A 12,893-nucleotide genomic window follows, 5' to 3' on the forward strand; every position below is an offset into this window, starting at 1 on the left:
ATCGCCGAACCACTTCGAATGGCGGGTACGACCGGGCACCCGCGCACCTCTACGCTGGAGCACCATGAAGAAGGTCGCCATCGTCGGCTGCGGGGGCAGCGGCAAGTCGTACCTGGCACGCGAGCTGGCCAGGATTCTCGACGCCCCGGTCACCCACCTGGACGCCGCGTACTACGACGACGAGTGGAACGAGCTGCCGACGGAGAAGTTCACCGCCCTGCAGCAGGAGCTGGTCGCACAGCCGAGGTGGGTGATCGACGGGAACTACAACTCGACGCTGCAGGTCCGGCTCGAAGCATGCGACACGGTGGTCCTGATGGACGTCTCGACCGTGGCCGCGCTGTACGGGGTCCTCTCCCGGCAGATCCGGCACGGGGCCGGACACAAGGGCAACGGCGTGCACAACCGCATCCACTGGGGTGTGATCAAGTACGTGGCGACGTACCGCCGCAAGATGCGCCCGCGCGTGATGGCCAAGATCGAGGAGTTCGCTTTGGGCCGTGCCGACTTGGTGCTGCTGTCCAACCGGCGGCAGACGCGCCGCTGGCTGCGGGAAGTCGCCGCCGAGCACCGCTGAGCACTCCACGCCCCCGAGCGGAGGGCGCGGCATGAGCGGCACCAACCCCTTCCTGGCCCCTGGGCGGCAGACGGAGTTGTACGGGCACGCCTCGCGCCTGGCCGGCCGGTCCAATGCCCTGATGCGGGCGAAGACCTCCGGGAGGCCCGTACCGGACACGATCGTCGGGCTGGTGCGCCACCACCACGAGCGACCGGACCGTCTCGGCCTGGTACTGGACCTGGGCTGCGGTCGCGGCACGAGCAGCCTGGCCCTCGCCGAGGAACTCGAGCCCCGGCGCGTGGTCGGCCTCGACGCCGCGCCGGCCCTGATCGAGCACGCCCGCCAGCGCGCCCAGCGGCTGCCCGGTCTCCCGATCAGCTTTATGCAGGGTGACTTCCACCGTCTCCCCGTGCCCACCGGGTCGTGCGACATCGTCGTCGCCGCGTTCTGCCTGTACCACTCACCGCGCCCGCAGGCGGTTGTCGCGGAGATCGACCGGGCGCTCGCTCCCGGCGGTCTGGCCGTTTTCGTCACGAAGGGGCTCGACAGCTATCGAGAGATGGACCAGTTGGTCGCTGCCGCCGGCCTCGACCGGCGAGCCGAGCAGCACGAAAGCCTGTACATCTCGGTGCACAGCGGCAACCTCGCCGCTGTAGCCGCTGGGTCGCTCGAAGTGCTCGTCGTGGAGCACGAGGAGCACAGCTTCACCTTTGACGGCCACGACCACCTGGCCGAGTACCTGGCCACCAACCCGAAGTACGACCTGGCCCCCGGCCTGTACGGCAATGCGGGGGCCCTCGCGGCGACCTTGCACGAAGTTCTGCGAGACGTTCCTCTCATCACCAAGTCCCTCGTGACCTTCGTCGTGGCCCAGACGCGAGGAGGACAGCAGTGAGGATCGCCTATTTCACCAAGCACTACGAGACGCCTGGCGCGGTAGCCTCGGCAGTCCGCCACCACGCCTGGCTCGCCCAGCACGTACGGCCGTTGCGCCTGCCGGCTTTGTCGGTTGTTGGGCCGACCAGCCTGACGTACGAGCGGATCGACGGACGCCCGGCCCGGCCCGAGGACCTGCCGTCCCTCGCCGCGCTGCTGGGCGACGCCCACGGAGCCGCCTGGACCAGCGACCTCCGACCGGCCGCGCTGAACACCCCACACCGATTCCGCGACGGCACCGCATTCGACAGCTACATCGGTCCCCGCGAGACGGCCCTGCGGAGAAGACTCGAGCAGGGCCACCTGCCGGACCCGGCCGCCCTTCAGGCAATGCTCGGGCTGCTGGAGAAGACCGCCGAGGGACCAACTGCCTTCTACAAAGACAGCAATCCCCGGAACTTCATCGTCACCGACGCCGGCGGCATCTACACCGTCGACACCGACGACCTCACGCTCGCCCCGATGGGTTACGACCTGGCGAAGCTGATCCTGACGCTGAGCCTGACGTACGGGCCCCTCCCGGCCCCAGCCATCGACGGCGCCTTGCTCATCTACAACGAGGCTGCCGGACGCCACGCCACCCGGCTCGGCACCACGGACCGCGAACGACTGGACGACTTCCTCGTCCTTCACTCCGTACTGACCGCTCCTTACATGGGGCGCAACGGCTACCGCTATTTCTGGCCCCGTCCTTCCCTCCGAGGTTCCGCATGATCACCACCGAACTCGTCTTCATCCGCCACGGCGAGGCCCAGTGCAACCTGGACGGCCTGGTGGGAGGCCCGCGCACCTGCACCGGGCTGACCGACCGCGGATACGCGCAGGTCGAGCGAGTCTCGCTCCGCCTCGCCGCCGAGCACCACGACAAGCCGTTCGACGCGCTGTACTCCGGCCCTCGCATTCGCCTGCGTCAGACCGGGGAGATCATCAGCCAGGCTCTTCGCATCCCCGTGATCGCCGACGATCGTCTCGACGGCCCAGCCCACGGGGCCGCTGATGGCATGCCCTGGACCGAGGTGAAGGACGCTGCCGACGGTGGGCCACACGCCCACCCGGACAGGCCCTGGGCTGCTGGATCCGACACGTGGAACGGTTACCTGGAGCGGGCCAGCCGCTTCCTGCAGGAATTCAGCGACCAGCATGAGGGCCAGCGCGTCCTGGTTGCCGCGCACGGCGAGACAGTGATCGTCGCGCACACCCTGCTCCTGGGAATCCCTCTCGGGTCCCCAGCCGGATTCACGGTCTCCCACGGGTCCATCACCCGCTGGCAGCACCACCTCAACCGGCTCGGACAGAGGCGGTGGATGCTCGACCGCCACAACGACACCGAGCACTTGGCCGCCTTAGCGCGCGGGGCCGCCGCGTGATCACACAGTTCGACGACCCGCGCCTGAACCTGGCCCGGGGCGCGCTTGGGGCGGTCCGGATCGTGCACGAGCCGACGCTCCCACACCGCGTCCTGCACCTGGTCGACGCTGACGGCAACAGGTTCTTCGCCAAGCAGCACAGCGAACGCGACCGGTACGTCCGGGAACTGCACGCCTATCTCACCTGGGGATCCCTGCTGACCGGCCACGTCCCCCACGTAGTGGGCCGTCAGGACCGGACATGCACTCTGCTCCTCACCGCTGTCCCGGGGGTACGGGCGGATGCCGTCGCACCTGGAGCGCCCGATGAGGAGCGTGCCCACTACGAGGCCGGGCGCGTGCTGGGCAAGCTGCACCACGCCACTTCCGTACCGCGCTCCGGTGCTGTCGGCACGGACCTCGCCCAGCGGCTGGGTGACTGGACCGCTCGCGCGGACCGCGCAGACCTCATCTCCACGCTCGAACGCGAGCGACTGAGCCACCACGCGGATGTCCTGGCGAACACGCTCATGGACAGCGCGGTGTGCCACCTCGACTATCAGCCGCGGAACTGGCTCCTCGGCGACGCCTTCGGACTGTGCGACTTCGAGCACATGCGCCGCGATGCACGCATCCGCGACTTCGCCCGGCTCGAGTTCCGCCGCTGGCAGGCGGCACCGCACCTGCGGACGGCGTTCTTCAGCGGATACGGAAGGCATCTGAACGACACCGAACAGCGGCTGCTCGAGTCTTTCGGAGCGATCGAGGCCGTCACCTCCCTGGTCCGCGGACATGAGCAGAACGACCTCTCCCTCAGCACCCACGGCCGGACGGTTCTGGCCCGTCTTACCTAGGCCACCCCTTCCCTGAATTCCTGGAGAACCTTGTGTCACAGCACTTGTCCCACCCGACCGCCGCTGTCCCCCGTCGGGCTGTGGTGACCGGCGCCGCCGGCTTCATCGGCTCTCACCTCGCGCACGCCCTCGTCCAGGCCGGCGCCGTCGTCGTCGGCGTCGACCGGCGAGACCCGGCCACCGACCGCACGGCCGCAGCCAACCTCTCCGTCCTGCGGGGGCTTCCGGGGTACATGCACGTCACCGCCGACCTCCTCAGTTGCGCGATCGATCCGCTTCTCGTCGACGCGAACGCGGTATTCCACCTGGCTGGGATCCCCGGGGTGCGTCCCTCATGGGGACCGAGGTTCGGCGAGTACCTCGCCTCCAACGTCCTCGCGACCCACCGCGTCATGGACGCCGTCACCCGAATGGGCGTTCCCCGGCTCGTGGCGGCCTCCTCCTCCAGCGTCTACGGCCCCACCGACGGCGGTGCGAGCGTGGAGACCGACCGGCCCCAGCCGGCCTCCCCGTACGCGGTCACGAAGCTCGCCGAGGAGCAACTCTGCCTCGCGCACTCCACCCAGGCTCACTGTCCCACCAGCGTCGTCGCCCTGCGGTACTTCACCGTGTACGGCCCCCGGCAGCGCCCCGACATGTTCACTCACCGCGCCCTCACGGCTGCCCTGACCGGCAAACCGCTTCGCTTGTACGGGGACGGTCACCAGCGGCGGGACTTCACGTACATCGACGACGCGGTGACCGCCACGATCGCCGCGGCCACCATCCCGACGGCCAGCGGAGTGATCAACGTGGGGGGCGGTTCGAGCGCCTCTCTGCTGGACGTGATCAACATCGCGAACAGCCTTGCCGGGCGCGAGGTCCAAGTTCACCAGGAGAACCCGCGCAGCGGCGACGTCCTCACCACCCGCGCCAACCCCGGCCGCGCCCATGAGGTTCTGGGTTGGCAGCCCCAGGTCGATATTCACAACGGGATGCGGGCCCACATGCAGGCACTGGCCGCCGAGCCCGCCACATACGGCCGCGCGGCATGACGGGCAGGACCGGGAGGCGTCACAGTGGAAAGTCCTGAGAAGGCCCGCCTGGACGCCTTCTTCCGCCAGGTCACGACACGCTTCCCCGCCGCAGAGAACGTCACCACTCTGATCGTCACGCATCTGCTCTCTGAGCGGCCAGCGTTCCTCCGTGCGATGGCGGCGATCTCCACGGTCGGCGCTGTCCTGCCCAAGCCACGGTCCATCGACCAGCCGACGCTGAAGGCGGTCCGATGTGACTTCACGGTCGATGACCTGAGTCGAGAGCAGTTCACCGACCCGACCAGCGCGTTGGAGTACCTGGAGAGCACAGTCAGCGGCAGAAGCGTAATCCTGGTGGACATCGGGGGCTACTTCGCACCATGCCTTGACACCCTGGTGGAGAAGTTCTCCGGCCGCATCCTCGGCGTCGTTGAGGATACCGAGAACGGACACCGGAGGTACGCAGCACTCGACCACCTGCCCTGCCCCGTCGTCTCGGTGGCCCGCTCCCCGCTGAAGGACTGCGAGGACCACCTCGTGGGCCGGTCCATCGTCTTCTCGACCGACGCCCTCGTACGCGCTCGCGGCGACGTTCTGACCAGTCGGAACGCCTGTGTGATCGGGTTCGGCAAGATCGGCCGGGCCATCGCTCAGACGCTACGCGCGCAGGACGCCCGCGTCACCGTGTACGACACCGATCCGGTCAGGAGAGTGCAGGCGCACTCCCAGGGCTTCCGCACGAGCACGTCGACTGTCGAGGCGCTCCAGGACGCAGAACTCGTCCTGTGCGCCACCGGCAACCTGGCCCTCCGCCAAGGCGACTTCACCGCCCTGCGCAACGGGGCGTACCTCGCCTCGGTGACGTCCTCGGAGGACGAACTCGAACTCGGCAGCCTCCATGGGCTCTACCAGCGAACCCCGGTAGGCGAGCATCTGACGCAGTACGAGATCACGGGCCACTACTTCTACGTCCTGGCCGACGGCGGCGCCGTCAACTTCGTGCATGGCGCGGCAGTCGGCACCTATATCCACCTGGTTCAGGCCGAGATCCTTGCTGCCACCGCGGCCCTCAGCCAAGACCGCTTCCAACTCGGCATACACGAGATGCCGACGCCCGATCGCCAGGCCATCGCCAGGGTCTGGTTCGACCACTTCGACAGGTGACCACGTGCCTCCGTCCTCCAGCACATCCGTGCCGCCACCGAGCACCGCACCCCACCGCCACATAGCCGTCATCCCGTGCCGCTGGGGATCCACCCGGTTCCCGGGAAAGCCCCTGGCACAGCTCGGGAACAAGCCGCTGCTGTGGCACGTCCACCAACGCTGCGTGGAGGCGCGACGCCTTCAGAGCGCAGTGGTCGCAACCGATGACAAGCGCATCGAGGAGGTATGCCGCGAACTGGGAATCGACTGCATGCGAACCGCGAACCACCTCACGGGTACCGACCGCGTCGCGGAGTGCGCTGAACGCCTGCCCGCCGACGCCTACATCAACGTCCAGGGCGACGAGCCGTTCGTCTCCCCCACAGCGATCGACGCCGTCTCCGAGGCCCTCACACGCCTGCCCCCTGGAACGCTCGCAGTGAACGCGTACACGGAGCTGGACGAGGCCTGCGCGGTACTCGACCACAATGTCGTCAAGGTCGTCGTCGGCGCCGAGGGCAACGCCCTCATGTTCTCCCGCCAACCGATCCCCTACCCGCGCGGTGACCGTCCGAGGTACCTGCGGCAGCTCGGGCTCTACGGCTTCACGAGGACGGCTCTCCGCTTGTTCCGGCAACTTCCCCAGGGCCCGTTGGAGCGAGCCGAAAGCGTGGAGATGCTGCGCCTAGTCGAACACGGCCACGGCGTACGGATGCTCGCCGTAACAAACGATGGTCTAGCCGTCGACACTCCGGAGGACCTCTCCACGGCACATGCGCTACTTCGTAGCCGCACGCGGGGGCAACGCCAGTAGCACGCGCCGGTCAGTTGTCGCTGGCCTGGGTGGTGTCGGCGTAGCTGTTGAACACGTCGAGCTCGTTCTGCTCGAAGCGCCGGATGCCACCCCGGATGGAGTCGTAGCCGGCCACGACGGAGGTCGCGGTGGCGTAGACGCGCTCATCGTCCTTGACCTCGAAATGGAAGGTCAGGGAAACACGCTTAACGTCGGTCACCCAGGCTTCGATGCGGACCGGGGTCTCCCAGGTCTCCAGGGGGTACTGGTATCGGATGGTCTGCTCGCGCAGCAGGAAATTACGGGCCAGGCGCTCGGCGGGGTCACTGGGGACCAGCATGCTGAACATGCGCATGCGGGTCTCCTCCAGGAGGACGCCGTAGCGGGAGCTGTTGAGATGTCCGTTCGCGTCGAGGTCGGACCAGCGTACGGGGCAGTCGTAGATGTGTCGGGACACAGAGGCTCCTGGGCATGGTGGGATCCGCCGGGCCTGCAGGCATCCAGCCGATCCCGAGGCGGATTGATGAGCGCTCCCTCGTCGAGCTCTCAGCACTTCTCGGGGCGCTGACCGCCCGGACCGCTCTCCGCGGGCCGGACGGCCAAGCTCTCCTGCGGAGGGAGCAGCCATCGTGACGGTAAGTGACTTCCGATGATCGTAAGGCCATCCACACCAGCTAGCGGTGAGGATGCTCGCCCTCTTGGAGGTCGTTGAAGATCTCGCGAAGGAGGGCGGCCCGGAGGTCGACCTGGGGCAGTAGCCCATGGAGCCGGCTGATGGCCGCCTGGTCGGAGTCCGGCAGCGAGGCTCGCAGGAGCAGCTTCAGCTCCGCTCGGGCCTGGGGGTCAACGATCGGCTGGTGGATACGGTCGACAACGGCCCCGGCACCCAGCTGCGTGATGCCCCACTCCCCAGGGACTTCCTGGATGGCCCACACCACGGAGTGGTTCTCGGGCGACAGGGTGAGCTGACACTCCGGCCCGGCAAGCGCACTGAGTACTGGGAGTGGGACGCCGTCGGGTCCGGCGAGTGCTGCGGCTTCGTCGGCGCTGTCGACAACCATGCGGGCGGTGAGCGCGCGGGCCGCTCGGCGGCGGGCCGCATCGGCTTCGGCCTGGGCAGAGGACTGCGGAGTGGCCGTGCTGGGCTCAGCGTGGGCCCAGGCGTTGCGCTTGCCACCCAGGGCGTCGGTCTCGTCGTCGGAGGACTCGGCCTCGACCCAGGTGATCACGACGAACCGGCAGTGCGGCATCGACGCCGGATACAGGACGTGGGAGACGACTTCGACAGTCTCCCAGCCCAGGGCAGGAATGATCATGCGGAAGACATGGCCATCCCTGTCGGACTCCAAATCGGCCTCGGTGCGCCAGATCCGCTCGACGTCCGGGTTCTGACGAACCTCTGCGATGAGGTCGACGAGCTCGACGTTGTCCTTGTGGGTGGCCTGAGCGAACTTCAACAAACGGATGTAGGCCGCGGCGTGCATTTCCCAGTCGTGGTACTGGGTGCGGGCCTCCGGGCTCATCAGAGCCCAGCGCATGAGGTTGGCGCGCGGCTCCATAACCCAGGGCCACCACTCGGCCATCGCCGCGTTGTACGCGAGGATGTTCCAGTTGCGGTCAGTCAGGTACGTAGGCGAGGGCATCTGCCTGTCGATCAGCAGGCGAAGCGCCCGGCGCAGCTCCGGACTGGCATCGATCTGGGGGTCACCATCGAGCGTGGTGCCGATGTTGTAGAGCAGCAGGGCGTGGCGCTCGCTCTTGTCGAGCCCGAGCAGATCCGCGAGCGCCTCGCACTGGGGCCTGGTGAACCGGGGCGGGACAGCCCCCTTCTCCACGTTGCGGTAGGTCCGGACCCCCATACCGAGGGCCTTGGCAACCGGAGACTGGGTGATCCCCGCCGCTTGGCGCCACCTCTTCAGCCAGCCGCCGAACCCCATGAACTGACCGGCGATTGCTCCGCCGTGTGTGCCCTTGTTCTCAGCGTGGTCATCGCCGAAGGGGACTATCCCCTGAGCAACCATGAGGCTCTTCCTTGTCTCGGTGTCCTGCGCGGGAGCACCTGCCTGAGGGCATGAAAAAACGGGGGCAGCATGAATGTTGGCCCCCGGCCTTGCCTCTCCCATAAAGACGATACGCCTAAGTTGTACCGGTCAGTACCTTTGTGGCGCCGACCACAGGACAGTCCGTAATCGTGCAACCACACCTGCCGCCACCAGGCCACCTTCCGTGACGAATCTGGACATTCCCTCACTGCGCTTTTCCATGATCAGGAAAGCGGCAAATCCTTGCCGGTTTTTCTTGCAAGGAGGGAATGATCACCCACACCGCAAACGATCACACCACCGGGCCGGCTCCAGCTAACCAACCCCCTTGAAAATGGAGGGCTTTACCAGGGCAGCGCTGCCGCCTCCACCCATCCCGAACATTTATCTACGCGCGTGGATTCGCCATTGGGATGCCGTTGACGAAGCCTTTGCCTGCGGGCTTAAATCCAAACCTGACCAGCCGGTACAGAGCGCCAGCCTGCCGGTTCATGAACGTGGGGGCTCTCTTGAAGATCCTTTTTGTCGCGCCCGAAGTGCGCCTGGGCGACACAGCCGCACAACGGCTCACGCCTGCACGCCCTGACAAGTCGACAAAATGCCTGGCATGCACAACCTTTCACGGGTTGTAGAGCCAGGTATAGATCTTGTGCGGGCATCTGCGTATGTTCGTCGTCCCCCACCAGGAGGCAACCCGGTGACCGGCGAAAGGAACGCATGCAGGAGGCACCAAGCGGCTAGTTCGTAAAGCAATCGGCGCCCGGGAGAGGCAACTCCCGGGCGCCGGACGCGAAGAGTCCTATCTCCAGCCGAGGCAACGGCCGGAGAGACCCGTCATCACCGCGCCGGCCCTTCCTACGGGGCACAACCGGCTGCGGCGTCACTCAGGGAGAGTTTTGCATGGGCACGCCCCTGCGCGAAAGGCCGGACCTTCGGGCCGCCGTCGCGGACTGTGCAGCAGACACCGCTTGCCCGCCCTTTCCGGGCTCCTGGCGCGGGGGCGATGCCTGATGGCACGCATTCGAACCATCAAGCCCGAGGCTTTCGAATCCGAGGACCTTGCCGCCGTCGATGTCACCGCGGTGCTCACGTTCTTCGGGCTGCTAACCCAGGCGGACGACTCCGGCCGGTTCCGCGACCACCCGGCCGTCATCGCCGGTCGGCTGTGGGCGCTGCGCCCGGAGCACACCCCAGCCCACGTCGCCCACGACCTGGAGCAGTTGGCCGAGGTCGGCCTGGTGTGCCGGTACACCGGCTGCGACGGCAAGTCCTGGCTGCACATAGTGACCTGGGATCGGCACCAGAAGATCAATCGCGCTTCGGAGTCCCGGCTGCCCCGCTGCACGACCCACGAGGCGGCGAAGGCGTGCGGCGAGTGCGACCGTCCCCAGTGCCACGCCCAGACCAGGGTGGAGACCAGTGCCCGACAGGCGCCCCCCGGAGCCCACGAGGCGCCGGTCGGCACCATCGGCGGTGGCGATTCCGTGACCGCTCACGGAGCGCTCACGCGAACCGTTCCGTCCGATTCGCCCGCATCCACCAACACCATGACGGGCGCCACTCTCACCCGGGAGGGTGAGATCGAGGCCACATGGCCCCCGAGCCCGACCCTCGCAAGCCCTGCAAAGGAATCCGCAGGTCAGGGCCGTGCAGCCCAAGAAGATGACGTGACGGGCGCCACATTCACTGAGGATTCACGGTCTGGATCTAGGATCTTGGATCCTGGATCTTCCCGTAGGGGGCGCGAGGCGCCCGCACTCGGATCCCCGCCGGAAACGGTGCTGGAAGCGGCCGATGCGACCGAGTGGTCGGCAAAGGTCTTGATGGCCGAGTACCTGCGCGGCTGCCCCGGAGGACGTCCGCCGAAGAAGGTCCTCGGGCACCTGGGCAAGGAGATCCGCTCGCTGCTGGACGAGGGCTACGGCCCTGACGTCCTGAGGCCGGCGCTGGAGCGGCTTCGCGCCAAGGGGCTGAACCCCAGCGTCCTGCCGAGTCTGGTCAACGAGCTCCTCAACGCCGGGCCAGCGCCGTCGTCGAGCTCGAACCCGTCCTCCGCCTCCGGCGCGGGGCTCTGGGCCAGCGCCTCCCCCGCCTACACGCCGTACCTCAACCCAACTGAGCCCGCTGGCATTTTCGGAGTCGCCCTGTGAACCGCACCAGCCTCGCCGACCCTCAGGCCACCGCGGACAACGCTTCGATGGCCTGGATGCGGCGCAAGCTTGCCGAGCGCGGCATCGACCCCACCGCCCCCATCGCGGACACCCCGAAGGCGATCCCCGCTCTTGAGGCCGCTCAGCTGCGAATCCCGCGCGACTACCGCGAGGCCCAGGTCGAGCACCCCGCCGTGGCCGAGTGGGTCCGCACCATCGCCGACAGCGCCGTCGGCCACGCGGCGAGCCCGTTGATCCCGCACTGGGGGACGCCCGGGCAGCGGGAGATCACCCACGGCCGCAGCCTGCTGCTGTGGGGCTCGACCGGCGCCGGCAAGACGCACCAGGCGTACGCCGCGATCCGCTCCCTGACGGCCGCCGGGTGCGGGGTGCGCTGGTACGCCACGACCGCCGCCGACTTGTACGGCGAGATGCGGGCCCGGGGCGGCGCCGATCCGGAGTACCTGCTGCGGCGGATCGTGCGGATACCGCTGCTGCTCCTGGACGACCTCGGTGCCGCGAAGGCGTCCGAGTGGAACGAGGAGATCACCTTCCGCCTGCTGAACTGGCGGGCGCAGAACCAGATGCCGACGATCGTCACCTCGAACCTGCCGCCGGTCCGCATGCCGGGGGTGGCTTCCGGCCAGCCGGTGCTGCGGGACAAGGTCGGCGACCGCGTGCTGAGCCGCCTGTCCGGCATGTGCACCCCGGTCCACCTCGACGGCCCCGACCGCCGCTTCCGCGCCGCCTGACCGCCGCGCCCACCACATTCCACCGCCCGGCCCGCGAGCCGGTCCGCCGGCACCCGCCGCCGCGTGCCGCACCCGCTCGCCGCCGACCGGCATGCCCTGGAGACCGATCCCATGCGCCACATCACCACCACCCAGCCCGTCCCGGAACTGCGCGGCATCGCCGACATCTCGTGGCACGCCCGCGGGAAGTGCCACGACCTCACCCCCGACGAGGCCGACCGCCTGTTCTTCTCCGCACCGCGCGCCCACGCCGCCATCGCCGAGGCCAAGACGCTCTGCGGCGCCTGCCCCGTACGCCAGGACTGCTTCACGCACGCCCTGGACAACGACATCCGCTGGGGCATGTGGGGCGGCCTGACCGAGGCGGAGCGCAAGCCGTGGCACGCCAAGGTCGCCAAGCGCCTCGACTACGCCCGGGTCAGGGCCGCGCTCATGGGCCGCGACGTCCACCTCACCGCGTCCGAGCGCGACGCCGTCACCCGCGCCGCCTACATCCGCGGCTGGAGCGCCCCACGCCTGGCCTATGCCCTCCGCATCGACCTCGACCACGCCCGCGACCTCCTGCGCGAGGCCCGCCACGCGGTGGCCGACCGCGACCGGTACTGGAAGGTCCCGGCCGCGGACAGCGAAGAAGCCTGCACCCCGGACCAGGGCGAGGAGGCCGGCAGCGAGACCACCCCCGAGGAAACGTTTTGCCAGGTGCCCCGCCAGGCCCAGACGCACGAACTGATCAACGCCCTGAAGAAGGCGGCCTGAACTGCCCGGCGCTACCTCCCGCCCGCCCCACCACCGGCGGACGCACACCACATCCCCCAGCGAGCCCGGAGAAAGGGAGCCCTTGACCGAGGAGACCGCCGACCGATATGCCCTGATCGCTGCCGGGACAGTGATCATCGTCCTGACCGGCGCCGGGTTCTGGCTCTCCTACGCCCACCTCGCCGAAGTCGCCGGGCGACACGGCTTGGACCGCTCACCCATCCGGCAGTGGGCCTGGCCCGCCACGCTGGACATGTTCATCGTTGCCGGCGAGCTGCTCATGCTGCGGGCCGGACTTCGCAGGGTGACGGACTGGTGGGCGGTCGGGCTGACGGCTGTCGGGTCACTCGGATCGATCGCCCTGAACGTGGCGGGCGTCAACGGCACCACCGCCGGACCGGTTCCGCTCCTGGACTACCTGGTCGCGGCGGTGCCACCGACCGGGGCGATGCTGGCCTTCGGAGTCCTGATGAGGCAGATCCAGCAGCGCGTCGCCAGGCCCGTCCGGGCCAGCCGGACCGGACCCGGACCGAGCGGGACCGCCGG

14 protein-coding genes are annotated in these 12,893 nt (G+C 68.4%); 12 read left to right on the plus strand and 2 right to left on the minus strand.

Translation table 11 applies throughout. The features are described 5' to 3' along the window. Window positions 1-64: 64 nt before the first annotated feature. Genes ACGFYQ_RS08715 through ACGFYQ_RS08750 form a run of 8 tightly spaced genes read left to right on the plus strand, consistent with a single transcriptional unit; the run spans window position 65 to window position 6,668 of the window. Window positions 65-577 carry a topology modulation protein gene (locus tag ACGFYQ_RS08715; RefSeq protein WP_393741418.1) on the plus strand — a complete coding sequence of 171 codons (513 nt, stop codon included), beginning with the start codon at window positions 65-67 and terminating at the stop codon, window positions 575-577. Window positions 578-608: 31 nt separating this feature from the next. After that, a complete protein-coding gene (locus ACGFYQ_RS08720; protein WP_393741420.1) occupies window positions 609-1,454 on the plus strand; it encodes a class I SAM-dependent methyltransferase in 846 nt (281 codons plus the stop codon). Continuing rightward, on the plus strand, window positions 1,451-2,209 hold the full coding sequence (locus ACGFYQ_RS08725) for a phosphotransferase (protein WP_393741422.1): 759 nt from the start codon (window positions 1,451-1,453) through the stop codon (window positions 2,207-2,209). Before ACGFYQ_RS08720 ends, ACGFYQ_RS08725 begins: the two co-directional genes overlap by 4 nt. Further along, entirely contained in the window at window positions 2,206-2,862 is a 657-nt protein-coding gene (locus ACGFYQ_RS08730; protein ID WP_393741424.1) for a histidine phosphatase family protein, read from the plus strand. Before ACGFYQ_RS08725 ends, ACGFYQ_RS08730 begins: the two co-directional genes overlap by 4 nt. Further along, entirely contained in the window at window positions 2,859-3,695 is an 837-nt protein-coding gene (locus tag ACGFYQ_RS08735) for a phosphotransferase (protein ID WP_393741426.1), read from the plus strand. Before ACGFYQ_RS08730 ends, ACGFYQ_RS08735 begins: the two co-directional genes overlap by 4 nt. A gap of 32 nt (window positions 3,696-3,727) precedes the next feature. Further along, window positions 3,728-4,729, plus strand: a complete 1,002-nt coding sequence (locus tag ACGFYQ_RS08740; RefSeq protein WP_393741428.1) for an NAD-dependent epimerase/dehydratase family protein — start codon at window positions 3,728-3,730, stop codon at window positions 4,727-4,729. A 24-nt stretch (window positions 4,730-4,753) separates the two neighbouring features. Continuing rightward, a complete protein-coding gene (locus ACGFYQ_RS08745; protein ID WP_393741431.1) occupies window positions 4,754-5,875 on the plus strand; it encodes an adenosylhomocysteinase in 1,122 nt (373 codons plus the stop codon). Window positions 5,876-5,903: 28 nt separating this feature from the next. Continuing rightward, the gene (locus ACGFYQ_RS08750) at window positions 5,904-6,668 is read left to right on the plus strand and encodes a 3-deoxy-manno-octulosonate cytidylyltransferase (RefSeq protein WP_393741433.1); all 765 of its coding nucleotides are present in this window, start codon (window positions 5,904-5,906) and stop codon (window positions 6,666-6,668) included. Window positions 6,669-6,678: 10 nt separating this feature from the next. Here ACGFYQ_RS08750 and ACGFYQ_RS08755 read toward each other — a convergent pair whose 3' ends face one another. Together ACGFYQ_RS08755 and ACGFYQ_RS08760 are read right to left on the minus strand one after the other, a co-directional pair. Beyond that, window positions 6,679-7,104 carry an acyl-CoA thioesterase gene (locus tag ACGFYQ_RS08755; protein ID WP_393741435.1) on the minus strand — a complete coding sequence of 142 codons (426 nt, stop codon included), beginning with the start codon at window positions 7,102-7,104 and terminating at the stop codon, window positions 6,679-6,681. Between the two features lie 217 nt (window positions 7,105-7,321). Further along, complete coding sequence (locus ACGFYQ_RS08760) at window positions 7,322-8,668, minus strand: helix-turn-helix transcriptional regulator (RefSeq protein ID WP_393741437.1); 1,347 nt, start codon at window positions 8,666-8,668, stop codon at window positions 7,322-7,324. Between the two features lie 989 nt (window positions 8,669-9,657). On the opposite strand from ACGFYQ_RS08760, the gene ACGFYQ_RS08765 reads away from it, so the two are divergent. The 4 genes from ACGFYQ_RS08765 to ACGFYQ_RS08780 form a co-directional block, all read left to right on the plus strand. Then, entirely contained in the window at window positions 9,658-10,839 is a 1,182-nt protein-coding gene (locus ACGFYQ_RS08765; RefSeq protein ID WP_393741439.1) for a hypothetical protein, read from the plus strand. Next, window positions 10,836-11,591 (plus strand): ATP-binding protein, encoded by a 756-nt coding sequence (locus ACGFYQ_RS08770; RefSeq protein WP_393741441.1) that lies wholly within the window; start codon window positions 10,836-10,838, stop codon window positions 11,589-11,591. The genes ACGFYQ_RS08765 and ACGFYQ_RS08770 overlap by 4 nt, the downstream gene beginning before the upstream one ends. A gap of 63 nt (window positions 11,592-11,654) precedes the next feature. Next, window positions 11,655-12,347, plus strand: a complete 693-nt coding sequence (locus tag ACGFYQ_RS08775) for a WhiB family transcriptional regulator (protein ID WP_240805157.1) — start codon at window positions 11,655-11,657, stop codon at window positions 12,345-12,347. A gap of 82 nt (window positions 12,348-12,429) precedes the next feature. Next, on the plus strand, window positions 12,430-12,893 hold a 464-nt coding region (locus tag ACGFYQ_RS08780; protein ID WP_393741444.1), incomplete at its 3' end, for a DUF2637 domain-containing protein.

It is taken from the genome of Streptomyces sp. NPDC048258 (genome assembly GCF_043201995.1).
GTDB lineage: Bacteria > Actinomycetota > Actinomycetes > Streptomycetales > Streptomycetaceae > Streptomyces.

What these genes read in the sequence shown, in the direction of transcription:
- ACGFYQ_RS08715 (WP_393741418.1), top strand. Translation starts at nt 65, where the DNA reads ATGAAGAAGGTCGCCATCGTCGGCTGCGGGGGCAGCGGCAAGTCGTAC.
- ACGFYQ_RS08720 (WP_393741420.1), top strand. Translation starts at nt 609, where the DNA reads ATGAGCGGCACCAACCCCTTCCTGGCCCCTGGGCGGCAGACGGAGTTG.
- ACGFYQ_RS08730 (WP_393741424.1), top strand. Translation starts at nt 2,206, where the DNA reads ATGATCACCACCGAACTCGTCTTCATCCGCCACGGCGAGGCCCAGTGC.
- ACGFYQ_RS08760 (WP_393741437.1), bottom strand. Translation starts at nt 8,668, where the DNA reads ATGGTTGCTCAGGGGATAGTCCCCTTCGGCGATGACCACGCTGAGAAC.